At 37.7% G+C, this 12352-nt stretch carries 12 protein-coding genes; 10 read left to right on the top strand and 2 right to left on the bottom strand.

All coding sequences use genetic code 11. The features are described 5' to 3' along the window. Nucleotides 1-16: 16 nt before the first annotated feature. Both Q0203_RS06910 and Q0203_RS06905 read right to left on the bottom strand, forming a co-directional pair. Entirely contained in the window at nucleotides 17-982 is a 966-nt protein-coding gene (locus tag Q0203_RS06910; protein WP_297930742.1) for a polysaccharide pyruvyl transferase family protein, read from the bottom strand. Further along, complete coding sequence (locus tag Q0203_RS06905) at nucleotides 979-2502, bottom strand: oligosaccharide flippase family protein (RefSeq protein WP_297930740.1); 1524 nt, start codon at nucleotides 2500-2502, stop codon at nucleotides 979-981. The genes Q0203_RS06910 and Q0203_RS06905 overlap by 4 nt, the downstream gene beginning before the upstream one ends. Before the next feature lie 136 nt (nucleotides 2503-2638). Between Q0203_RS06905 and Q0203_RS06900 the strand changes: the two genes are divergently transcribed. The 10 genes from Q0203_RS06900 (at nucleotide 2639) to Q0203_RS06855 (ending at nucleotide 12346) form a co-directional block, all read left to right on the top strand. Further along, complete coding sequence (locus tag Q0203_RS06900; RefSeq protein WP_297930738.1) at nucleotides 2639-3409, top strand: glycosyltransferase family 25 protein; 771 nt, start codon at nucleotides 2639-2641, stop codon at nucleotides 3407-3409. 8 nt (nucleotides 3410-3417) lie between these two features. Continuing rightward, a complete protein-coding gene (locus Q0203_RS06895; protein WP_297930736.1) occupies nucleotides 3418-4617 on the top strand; it encodes a hypothetical protein in 1200 nt (399 codons plus the stop codon). After that, complete coding sequence (locus tag Q0203_RS06890) at nucleotides 4610-5491, top strand: glycosyltransferase family 2 protein (RefSeq protein ID WP_297930735.1); 882 nt, start codon at nucleotides 4610-4612, stop codon at nucleotides 5489-5491. Before Q0203_RS06895 ends, Q0203_RS06890 begins: the two co-directional genes overlap by 8 nt. 71 nt (nucleotides 5492-5562) lie before the next feature. Further along, nucleotides 5563-6366 (top strand): glycosyltransferase, encoded by an 804-nt coding sequence (locus Q0203_RS06885; RefSeq protein WP_297930733.1) that lies wholly within the window; start codon nucleotides 5563-5565, stop codon nucleotides 6364-6366. A gap of 1 nt (nucleotide 6367) precedes the next feature. Further along, the gene (locus Q0203_RS06880) at nucleotides 6368-7486 is read left to right on the top strand and encodes a lytic murein transglycosylase (RefSeq protein ID WP_297930731.1); all 1119 of its coding nucleotides are present in this window, start codon (nucleotides 6368-6370) and stop codon (nucleotides 7484-7486) included. Nucleotides 7487-7508: 22 nt separating this feature from the next. Beyond that, nucleotides 7509-8312 carry an exodeoxyribonuclease III gene (gene xthA / locus Q0203_RS06875; protein ID WP_297930729.1) on the top strand — a complete coding sequence of 268 codons (804 nt, stop codon included), beginning with the start codon at nucleotides 7509-7511 and terminating at the stop codon, nucleotides 8310-8312. Continuing rightward, a complete protein-coding gene (locus Q0203_RS06870) occupies nucleotides 8312-9100 on the top strand; it encodes a TIGR01619 family protein (RefSeq protein ID WP_297930727.1) in 789 nt (262 codons plus the stop codon). Before xthA ends, Q0203_RS06870 begins: the two co-directional genes overlap by 1 nt. A gap of 106 nt (nucleotides 9101-9206) precedes the next feature. Further along, nucleotides 9207-10316, top strand: a complete 1110-nt coding sequence (locus tag Q0203_RS06865) for a Wzz/FepE/Etk N-terminal domain-containing protein (RefSeq protein ID WP_297930725.1) — start codon at nucleotides 9207-9209, stop codon at nucleotides 10314-10316. Nucleotides 10317-10335: 19 nt separating this feature from the next. After that, on the top strand, nucleotides 10336-11529 hold the full coding sequence (locus Q0203_RS06860) for a hypothetical protein (RefSeq protein ID WP_297930723.1): 1194 nt from the start codon (nucleotides 10336-10338) through the stop codon (nucleotides 11527-11529). Between the two features lie 13 nt (nucleotides 11530-11542). After that, nucleotides 11543-12346: a DUF4422 domain-containing protein gene (locus Q0203_RS06855; protein ID WP_366517298.1), complete on the top strand. Its 804-nt coding sequence runs from the start codon at nucleotides 11543-11545 to the stop codon at nucleotides 12344-12346. The last annotated feature ends 6 nt before the right edge of the window (nucleotides 12347-12352 follow it).

Raw genomic sequence — 12352 nt, 5'->3', positions numbered from 1 at the left:
ATCAATGCACAACATCTTATTTTTGTTGAGTATAAAACTCGACAAAATCCAGCTCTTTTGTCCACAAATTGGCGTAGCCGGTGTTTTTGCCGTAAGAGTTATCGCAAACCACATTGGGAATTTCCAATAAACAGGAAAAAATATGTCCGTGCAGACGGGTGGTGGTGATGTTGTCATAACTTAGGAAGTTTTTTGCTACCCGTTGCACAATGCGTAAGGTATAGTTTTTCCAGTATTGATGAACAAGATCTTTTAACCAACTGATATCGTGCCGATTGGCAAATTTTGCTAAACGCCAGCTTACTGCCAAGACGAAGTCATCCTGACCGGATAAAATGTCATCCCAATCTTTGATATGGCTGCCGGCAGGCAATTTTGCCGTAATATTTTTTTCGATATCACTAGCTTCAATGTCTTTGCGTAAGAAATATAGCGATTGTCCGGTTTGAGTGTTTTTTGTCGGTAACGTGCCGTACAGTTCATGTGCCATGTCCGGTGATAAATACACGTTTGGTGAAAACTGTTCAAAAGTTTTTGCCGTTCTTTCGTCTCGCGCCAGTAAATGACAATCCGAATGTTGGGCAAAAAGTGCGGCGGATTTTTCTAACGTTTCTTGGCTTTTATAGAACAACGTTTGTGGCAACACAATCACCCGATTGTTTGGAAAGGTTTGTATCACCGTTTCGCGAATTTTTTGGTGTTGCGGATAAAGATCACCGAAATTCCCCCCGCCGTGGAGCAAAATTGTGGTGTTTGGTGTGATTTTTTGTTTCAGTTCTTCAATGTCCACATCAAATTCACTGCGTTTTAAGGTGACACGAATATTGTGATCTGTAAAAAACTGTTCTGTTCCGTGATAAATCAATAAATCGCCCACGTTTAAATGCAATGGATAATCGAGATAAAACACGTCGTTTTTATCTTCAATTAAATCGGCAATCGGGGCTAACTTGTTTTTTAAATCAATGAGTTGTTGATTCATCTTTTCACTCTTTTTCTTAAATAGCTAAATAAAAAGTCTTTTTCAGTTTTGTTGAGTCCCATTACGAGAATCACTGAAATTAACACAACTTCAAGCAGGATAGCTTCTCCTACAAATTCCAAGAATGAGTAGGTACGCTGTGTATCCGAGAAATAAATTAAGCCTAATAATAAGGCGAAAACCAGGCTGATATTTGTTAAGTATGAGACAAATTCTTTGCGATTAAATTTAATTCTTTTGTTAATAAAGTAGAGGCGATAAAGCTGCATGAAAAGTGCGGTGCAGAATTTACCGATAAAGGCATAGACCGGATTGTAGCCTAACGTAAACAGATAATAGGCAAGCGGCACGGTGCAAAGATCGATAATCGCCAAGATAACGTTGTATTGTTTAATGGTTTTAGAACCTATGGCTAACGCCGTCATCCAGAATGATCCTGCCATAGCACTGATGAGGGAACAAACAAGCGTGGCTTGTACCAGTTTATCGGTGTACATCGGTACGTTATCGCCTAGCCAAAGGGTCAGTAAGGTATGACTGAAATACAGCACCGGTGCGGATAAAATCGCGATTAAATAAAAAGAATATTTTGAGGTACCCAAGATCAACCTTTTATTTCGCTCATAGTCTTTTGCCGCATAGGATTGCACCAGTTGCGGGTTAAACGCCACTTGGAAGTTGTTCACAAAACTATACACGGCGGTATCCACTTGAGTCGCAATGCCGACCGCCGCATTTGCGGCAACGCCGAAGAACAGGTTGGTCACCATATTCAGCCCTTGCGTTGATCCTACATAAGCGAGTTGTCCCACCAGCATCCAGCCGGAAAAGCTCATCATTTCTTTGGTGGTATGTAAATCTTTCTCAAAATGGAAACGGGTTTCCGTGTAGAAAGCCTTGCGTGTGAAACGAAAATAAAGGGTAAACACCAATAGGCTGACGCACAACAACAAGAGGCTGTAAGAAATCAGTTTGTCGTAGTGTTCGATATGCATCAAAATAAAGATAGCGCTCAGTTTAAAGGCGGTTTCTGCCAATCCCAGCCAGGCGTAAAAAGACATGCGTTCATGGGCAACAATCATGGCGTTAAAAGGCACTTTGATAATTTCAATCAAGGCAATCACCAAGGCGACCTGATAAACAATATTGGCCGCTTGCATACGCGTGGCAGGAATAATTAATTTATGGTTAAGGAACCACAGCCCGACGGTTTCTGCCGAGATTACCACAACCAACATAATCAATAAGTGATTGAGAATACTGATGTTAAACACTTTATTGATGCGCTTGCTGTCGTTTGAGGCTTTTTCGACGTTAATGAAACGTTGTGTGGTGGCGGTCATGGTGCCATTAAAGAAAGAGAATAAAATCACCACGCCCATGACAATGTTGTAGATCCCGAAATCTTCCACGCCCAATACGCGCAACACCACGCGTGAGATATACAGCATCGCGCCCATATTGAACAACATGCGGACGTAAAGAAAGAGGGTGTTTTTAGCAATGGTTTTGTTGGACATCGGGAAAATCGAACTTGTGTTTTTACCGTAAAATAGGTGGGGGATTATAGATTTCTTTAGTATAATCAGCAATCTTTTATGCAACTATTTCCCCTTAACGCAATCAAACGGAAAATAGATTTTAACTGAGATGATTATGAATAAATATTTGATTTCACTAGATAAAGATATTCAGCGTCGTGAGCTGTTTTTTGCACAACCCGATACAGCAGATTTCGCGGTTTTTTCAGCGATTAATACCATGCAAAAAGAGTGGGATGAATTGGCTGAAGTGTTCAATCCAACGAAGTTTGAACAGCATTATGGGCGCAATGTCACAAAAGGCGAAATTGGTTGTACATTAAGTCATTTAGCGGTTTATCGTCAGATCGTAGAAGATCAAAATGTGACGGAAAACGAGTATGCATTGGTGTGCGAAGACGATGCCTTATTCAATGTAAATTTGTCACCAAAAACGACCGTACTTTTAACCGAAAAATGTGATGCAGATATTGTATTAATCGGGCAGTCAAAAATTGCGGAATTTGATGATGTGGAATTGGAAATAAATTATCCGACAACCTTCTCATTTTTACGTCAAACAGTTGGTGATGTCACCGTGGCTTATCCATATAAAAGTTATTTTGCAGGTACGGTAGCATACTTAATTAAAAAATCGGCAGCCCGTGCATTTTTAAAACAACTTGAACAAGAAAAGCCATTTTGGCTTGCTGATGATTTCTTATTATTTGAAACCCGATTCCAGATTAATAACAATGTGGTTCGTCCGCTTGTGGCCATTGAAAATCCACGATTAGTAAGTAATTTGGAGGCGATCCGCGGTTCAAAATCCAATAATTTAGTGAAGAAATTAATGAAATATCCGCTCAAAAAAATCTTAGCAGTGAAAAAGAATTTGGGAAAATAACGTAAAAAATGACCGCACTTTTTAACCTTTTTTACCTTTACGATCCTTGGTTGTTCCATGTCGTACGAATGTCATTCGTCGCAGGCTTGGCAGCACTGGTTGTTTTGGCTTATCAGTACATTAAAAAACAGAAACCGCAAGGCATCATTCTGCCTTTAGACAGTTTTGCCGTGTTAGGTGGATTGATTGTGTTCAGTGTGATTCCGTTACTGCTTAATGGGACAAAAGATCTTTCCGTCATCATCATGTATGTGAAAGCGCTGATTTTATTCCTCTTTGGCGTGGGACTTTATAATGCATTCTATGCCAATGCAAATGGACAACAACGACTCGTGAGAGATTTGCAAATTGGTGTTGTGGTGCAGTTTATTGTGGGCGTGATTGGCTTACTCGGTGCATCATTTATGATTGATTTCTTGCTTTCAACCAATGCGGTGTTGCCCGCACGTTTTTATGGTTCAGAGCAAGAATATCGCCTATATAACATCACCGCAACCGCCTTTTTCCAACTGAGTTTATTCTATTTAATGCTGTTGCATTTCTTGCTCGCTTACAATGCAAAATATAATACGCTCCCAAGTGTTTTAGTCTTTTTTATGCTATGTATTGGGTTGATTTCAGGACGTACATTCCTTCTGTTATCGGTTGTGAGCATTTTAGTGTATTTCAAATGGCGTTATGTGCCATCACTCATTGCATTTGCTGTTTTGGTATTATTACTGGCCTATTTCTTACCTGAAAATCCTTATGTGGCACATGCGTTAGAACCCGTGATTAATTTATTGCACGGTGCAGGATTTGTCAGTTCGTCAACCGATACTTTGATGAAAAACCATCTCTTCATGCCAACACTTAAGCAGTTTATTTATGGCGATGGTATGTACATGACCGGTGAGTTAGAAGTTGGCCGTTATTATGGGCATACGGATTCCGGTTTCTTACGCCAAATTCTTTATGGTGGCGTGTCTTATGCTTTAGTGTGTTTTGCCGTGACATTTTATTTTGTGCGCAAAGTCGCCTTAAATTGGTTTGATGGCAGCTGGAAATTTATCCTTTCTGCCTTTGTGATTTTGGCATTTTGTAACATCAAAGCAGACACCTTTGCTTTCCCGGGGATTATGTTCGTGATGTTGATGTTCTTATCGCTTTTTGGCACTCAGGGTAAACAACTTATTTTATTTAAACAACAGGAGCCGAAAGATGTTTAGTATCATCGTGCCTTCTTATAATCGGAAAGAAGAAATTCCTGCCTTATTGGAAAGTTTAACCAAGCAGACTGCCTATAATTTTGATGTGGTGATTGTGGATGATTGTTCAAAAGAACCCGTTGAAGTGACACAATCTTATCCATTTGTAGTTAAAGTGATTCGTAACGAAACTAATCAAGGTGCCGCAGAAAGTCGTAATATCGGGGCAAGAAGTGCCGATAATGATTGGTTGTTATTTCTTGATGATGATGATCGTTTTGCAAATGATAAATGTCAGAAATTAGCCGATGTGATTGCTGAGCATGCTGATGTTAACTTTGTTTATCATCCTGCAAAATGTGAAATGGTGAATGAAGGTTTTAGCTATGTGACCAACCCGATTGAGCCACAAGAGATTAGTGTAGAGCGAATTTTACTGGCGAATAAAATCGGCGGTATGCCGATGATTGGAGTGAAAAAAGATCTATTTTTAAAAATCGGCGGATTATCCACCGCACTTCGTTCATTGGAAGACTATGATTTCTTGCTGAAACTTGTGCAAGATCCAACGTTTAAAGCGTGCAAAGTGGCAGAACCATTAACTTATTGTACCTTCCATACGAAGCGTTCTAGCGTATCAACGGATACGACTAATACGCAAAAAGCGATTGATTATATCCGTGAAAATTATGTGAAAACGGCAGAGCAAGAAAAGAATTTTGCCATCAACGCACAATATATGTTGGCTTACCCACATATTATGAATTTATCCCGCAAAGCGGCTTTTTACTATTTTGAGATTTTTAAATTAACAAAAAGTATTAAGCAGCTGGTGATTGCCTTGGTTGTTTTAATTTCACCGAAATTGGCAATTAATTTGAAACGGTTTATGTAAGTAGTGTGCAACTTGTTGCACGAATTTTATGTCGGTACTTTGATGCAATAAGTTGCATCCTACGGAGATATATGAAATTTTCAGTTTTAATGTCCTTATACGTTAAGGAAAATCCACAATATTTAAGAGAATGTTTTGAAAGTTTAGTGGCTCAAACTCATCCAGCAGATGAGATCGTATTGGTGTTTGATGGTGCGGTAACGCCGGAATTGGAAGCCGTGGTTTCTGAATTCGAAACCAAATTACCCTTAAACTTAGTGAAGTTACCGAAAAACTTAGGTTTAGGCAAAGCGCTCAATGAAGGATTAAAACATTGTTCACATGATTGGGTTTTCCGTATGGATACCGATGATATTTGTGTGCCAGAGCGTTTTGCGAAACAAGTGGCCTTTATTGAGCAACATCCGGATACGATTATTTTCGGTGGGCAGATTGCTGAGTTTGGCGAGAATGTTAACGACATCGTGGCGTATCGCAATGTGCCGACAACGGCGCAAGACATTGTGAAATTTACGCAAAAGCGTTGTCCGTTCAATCATATGACGGTGGCGTATCAAAAAAGTGCGGTCATTAATTGTGGTGGATATGAAGATTTACAGGAAGATTATTACCTGTGGATTAAGCTTGTAGCACAAGGTCAAAACGTGGCGAATTTGCCGGATATTTTGGTGTACGCCCGCGTGGGCAATGGTATGGTAGGGCGTCGTCGTGGTTTAAATCAAGCCAAAGCAGAATGGCGTTTGTTTAAATTGAAATACCGTCTAGGTATTCAAGGCTTATTTTCCGGCTTGTTTACGTTTGCCTTGCGCTTTGGTTCCCGCTTAGTTCCAACCGCCTTATTACAACGGATTTATCAAACATTTTTGAGAAAATAATATGATGAAATTGACAACCTTTTTAAAACTCTCTTCCATTTTGACTGCACTTTCTTTAGCCGGCTGTTCAAGTGATGTCACTTCTGCTGCACCGGGCAACGGAATTCATCATGTGGATCTTCATGCGAGCTACAATAAACCGCGCACCTTAGAAAACTTTCAGGATTATGTGAATTTCTTGAAAGGAAAAGCCGCCGCTGAAGGCGTATCGGAGGCGGTATTGAAGGCGCAAAATAACATTAACTACATTCAAAAATCTGTGGATTTGGACGATCAACAAGCGGGACGAATTCGTAAGCGTGATCCTAATGCACCGCCGGCGGTCAATCCCAATGGCACGACCAATTACTTAAATCGTGTGTTAACTCAAAATAAAGTGGATATTGCGGTCTCAAAATATTGGGCACAACTACCGCAACTGGAAAAGGCAAGTCGACGATTTGGCGTACCGAAAAATTATTTGATGGCGTTGTGGGGGATGGAAAGCAGCTTCGGTCATTATCAAGGCAAGTATGACGTATTATCCGTGCTAGCCACGTTGGCATTTGATGGTCGCCGCGAAGCCTTATTCAGTAAAGAATTTATTGCCGCCATGAAAATGCTACAACGGGATCATATCCAACGGCACCAAATGTTAGGGTCTTGGGCGGGAGCCATGGGGCAAACCCAATTCATGCCAAGTTCTTATTTGAATTATGCCGCTGATGGAAATGGCGATGGCATGAAAAATATTTGGACGGAACACTATGATGTGTTTGCCTCTATCGCCAATTATTTACATACAGAGGGCTGGAATCCGAATTTGCCTTGGGGCGTTGAAGTCACGGTGAACCAGCCGATTGATATGGCACTCTCCGGCACGGAAGAGGGGAAACAGCGTCGCTTAACCGATTGGCAAAATCGAGGTGTCAGCCTGAAATTCCAAACGCCGGAAACGCAGCAAAAATTGACCGCACTTTCTCAAACGGATTTATGGCTGGTGAGACCGGATCGTGAATTGGGACGCGCGTTTTTAGTGTCAAATAACTATCGCACGCTATTGCATTGGAACAAATCGAATTATTTTGCGATCAGTATCGGTATGTTTGCTGATAGAATTCAGCAACGTGTAGGCGAGTAACGCAATTAAATAAGGAATGAATATGAAAGTGATGTCGTTTAACATCAACGGACTAAGAGCAAGACCACATCAATTAGAAGAAATCATCAATAAATATCAACCGGATGTCCTTGGTTTGCAAGAAATTAAAGTGGCAGATGAAGTCTTCCCTTATGAGTTGGTGGATCACCTTGGCTATCACGTCAACCATTTTGGCCAAAAAGGGCATTATGGCGTTGCCTTATTGAGTAAACAGGAGCCGTTATTGGTGAGAAAAGGGTTCCCAACCGATGATGAAGAGGCGCAAAAACGCATTATCATGATTGACTTAGACACGCCATTTGGTCAATTAACAGTGATTAACGGCTATTTCCCACAAGGTGAAAGCCGCGAACATCCAACCAAATTCCCGGCAAAACAAAAATTCTATGCGGATTTACAACGCTATTTGGAACAAGATCACAATGCACAAAATCCGGTGATCATTATGGGCGATATGAACATCAGCCCATCTGATTTGGACATTGGTATCGGCGAAGAAAATCGCAAACGTTGGTTGCGCACCGGTAAATGTTCCTTCTTGCCGGAAGAGCGCGAATGGTATCAGCGTTTATATACGTATGGCTTGGAAGACACCTTCCGTTATTTAAATCCAACAGTAAATGACAAATTCTCGTGGTTTGATTACCGCTCCAAAGGATTTGAGGATAATCGTGGTTTACGCATTGACCATATTTTGGCAAATAAAGCATTAGTAGCGCATTGCGTGGACGCCGGGATTGCGCTTGATATTCGGGCGATGGACAAACCATCAGATCATGCACCTGTTTGGGCGGAGTTTAAGTAATGCCATTAAAAAATCCTGAACAACATTGGCAAAATTACCGTACGGTTATCAACGGCAATATGGCCTCTTGCACCGTGAATTTAGATATTTTTGAACAATTTACCTTTGATAAATACAATAAAATTGTACAGGTTTCATTGCCTTATGAGGGGGATGAAAATACGCTGCCAACATTAGATGAACATCATCGAGTGGTTAAAGAATTATTCAAAATTTTGGTGCAAATTTCGGCGTTACCAGAATTGCTTTATGCTGGGCATATTTTCACGGAAGGCTATTTAAAGCTTTATTTTTATTGTGATGAAACCACCGCACTTTTCGATGTACTTGACCAGTTTAAGGAAGACATTGAGGAGATTACGGTGCAAGAGGATCCGAATTGGGATACCTACTTTGATTTTTTATTGCCATCACCGTTAGAAATGAAACTCAATATGACAGAAGAAATTTTGTCTATGTTGCTACAAAACGGCAGAGATCTTGCGGACACTTACCTTGTTGAACATACTTTCCACTTCGCAGAAGAGCCACAAATGTTCCAGTTTATGGAAGAGGTCAATTTGAGCGATCTTTCCTACAATACGATAAGTTACAGCAGCGCCCCAATGATTTTTGAGGATGAAGATGACAACGAAGGATTATATATTGTCAAAATCGAACAGGAAATGACATTAGATAATGATGATATTTTCCGTTATGTAGAGCAGTTTGAACGATTAGCGGAAAAATTTTCCGGTGAGTATGTAGGCTGGGAAAGCGATACGATAAGCCAAGGAAAGGTGAATTAATAGTGGTAGGGGATGTGTAAAGCTTCAACATAAAATTTGTTTTAGCATAGCTTTTCTTATAAAATTCACAAAATTTATGTGTTTATTGATAACATAAGGTGAGAAAATGACCGAAAAATCACTTAAGAATAATGAAATTGACCTAATTGAACTCATCAGCATACTCTGGAAGAAGAAGCTATGGATTATTCTTTCTTCTTTTATTTTTACTGCTATTGCCGGTGTTTATGCGTTTACAGCAAAAGAGCAATGGACATCAAGTGCAGAAGTTATCGCACCAAGAACCCTGGATCTTGGCGATTATTTTAGCGTTCGTAAAGAATATGCACGTATTTTAGGTGGCGAATTTGATACCGGCGCAACTGCGAGCAATTTATTTAGCCAGTTCAATCTAATTTCTGAATCATTAGATGAAAGAAGAAAATTCTTTGTGCAGTCTGACTTTTATAAGAAAAAAGTTGAAGGCAAATCAGAAACAGAAAAAGCACAAATCCTTTCTGAATTAATCAGTAAACACATCACGATCAAAAAACCGGATAGCAAAAAAGAACCCGATTTAATTGGTAATAAAATTAGTTTTTATGCTGAGACACCGGCTGATGCACAAAATGTGTTATCACAATTTATTTCTACAATAAATCAATCTGCCTATCAAATAGAATTAGATAACTTTCTACTTTATTTTAATGAATTGGTTGCCGATTTAAATTATGAAAAAACAAAATTTGAGCGTGACTTAAGTATTCATAAATCTGTTCAATTAGAAAATTTAGAAAATGCCTTGAAAATTGCAAAAGAAGCCGGTATTACGGAATATACCAAATCCTTTGGCCTGACAAATAACCAAAGTGCAATACAACAGGCGTTAACTGTATCTGAGGCTAAAATTCCTCTTTCCGATTCCAAACTGAGTGATGGAACCTATCTGTTTATGCTTGGTGAAAAATACCTAAAAGCACAAATTGATGTGCTAAAGAATAGCGGTATTGTTTATCCCCCAAGATATTACCAGGTTTCTTCTCTACTTTCTGAGTTAGAACCATTATTGATTAAAGCAAAACAAGCAAAAGCAAATGCATTTAGCTATCAGGCTTCGCCGGATTATCCTGTTAAACGTGATTGGCCGAAACGCTTAATTTTACTTATTGCAGGTGCATTTTTAGGAAGTGTGCTAGGTTGTTTAGTGGTATTAGTAAAAAGTTTTTTGAAAAAATAAATTAAGAGTTATTTAATATATGGGTGATTTAGGAAGTATAAAAAATAATAGCTACTATGCTAATTTTTTCTATTTAGTAAGTTTTATATTATACCTTATTAATACATTTCTAAATCACTCGATGTTTTCTAGCCTAGAAATTTATCCATTAATAAAAATAGTTCTATTTTCAGGTGTTGTTCTATTTCTCGCTATAAAGCTAGTTTTAGTTGATTCATTTTCTCTTAAAGAATTGCTATCTTATTTATTTGTCTTCTCTCTTATGTGTTTAATTAGCCTAAATACAGGAGATAGACAGCTTATTACATTAATTGCGCTCATATTAGGTGCTAAAAATGTTAACTTTAGATATATCATAGTTACATTTTTCATAACTATTATATTGTTACTTATATTCACCTATTTATCTACATTACTAGATATTATTCCTAACCTCCAATATTCTAGAATTAGAGATGGAGAAATTAAAATAAGAAATTCATTTGGAACAATTTATCCAACAGTTTTTGCAGCATATTTACAGAGTATAATAATTGCTTATGCATATTTAATGAATGAAAGAAAGGCATTTAATCATCTAATTTTAATATTATTATCGTGTATTTCAATTTTTCTGGCATTAGAACTAGCCGATGCTAGAATGTCTGGTTATAGTATAATGCTATTTCTAGTATTTTATTATATAAGTATTATCTTTTTTAGAAGAATCTATCGTAATAAGTTTATGTCGAAAGTAATATCCTTATCTTACTTAGTTGGATTCTTAGTGATTTTTTATCTTTCATATAATTTTAATACAGAAAATACACTTTATTTAGAGATCAATAATGTACTAAGCGGTAGATTACAACTAGGCTATAATGCTTTCCAGGAATACCATATTCCATTACTAGGACAAACCATAGAATTTATTGGTTTTGGCGGAAGTACAAAAGAAATCTCAGAAGAATTATACAATTATGTAGATTCTTCTTATTTACAGTTTATGTTAAGGTACGGAGTCTTATTCACCATTCTTTCTATTGCTAGTTATATAATCCTTACATATAAAAGACTTAAATTAAACGATTATAAATTTATTTCAATTATAGCTATTTTAACAATTAATAGTATGATTGAAGACCGCTTATTAGATGTTTCTATAAATGTTTATTGGTTGTTAATTTTATCTTTTTATCATACTGCATATATAAAGAAAGATAGTTATTCATAATACAATAGGTGTCATTTTGAAAAATATAAAAATAATCATAGCTACTCATAAAGAGTATTTTATGCCTTTAGATGATATGTATTTACCTGTTCATGTTGGTAAAGAAGGAAAGGTAGATATTGGTTATCAAGGTGATAACGAAGGAGAAAATATCTCTATCAAAAATCCTTACTTTTGTGAGCTGACAGGACTTTATTGGGCATGGAAAAACTTACCTAATGATTATCTTGGGCTTATTCACTATAGAAGGTTTTTTACTACAAAAGGGCGTTTTGAGAGAAAAAATCAACCGCTTGAAGATCTATATCTAACTCATAAGGAAGCTTCTGATTTGTTAGCTGATTATGATGTTATTGTGCCAAGCAAGCGTAATTATTATATTGAAACGCTTTATTCTCACTATGCTAACACCTTACATGCAGAGCATTTAGATGTAACTCGTGAAATTATTGCTGAAAAGTGCGGTGAATTTTTAGGAAGTTTTGATAAAGTAATGAAACAACGTAGTGGGTATATGTTTAATATGTTCATTATGTCTAAAGAATTAACAAATAGCTATTGTAGCTGGTTATTCCCGATCTTATTTGAATTAGAGAAACGTTTACCCGCAGATAAATATTCCGCATTCCATGCTCGTTTCTATGGACGTGTAAGTGAGTTACTCTTTAATGTTTGGCTGATGCAATATAATAAGAAAACACCAATTAAGATAAAGGAACTCCCTTTTGTATATGGTGAGAAAGTTAATTGGGGTAAAAAGATCTTAGCTTTTTTGCAAGCAAAATTTCTTGGTAAAAAGTACGAAGCAAGTTTTTAATTACTG

It is taken from the genome of uncultured Aggregatibacter sp., assembly GCF_938046485.1.
In the GTDB taxonomy this organism is placed as follows: domain Bacteria; phylum Pseudomonadota; class Gammaproteobacteria; order Enterobacterales; family Pasteurellaceae; genus Aggregatibacter.
The sequence above is the reverse complement of the archived record's forward strand: the minus strand, read 5'-3'. Positions and strand labels throughout refer to the sequence as shown.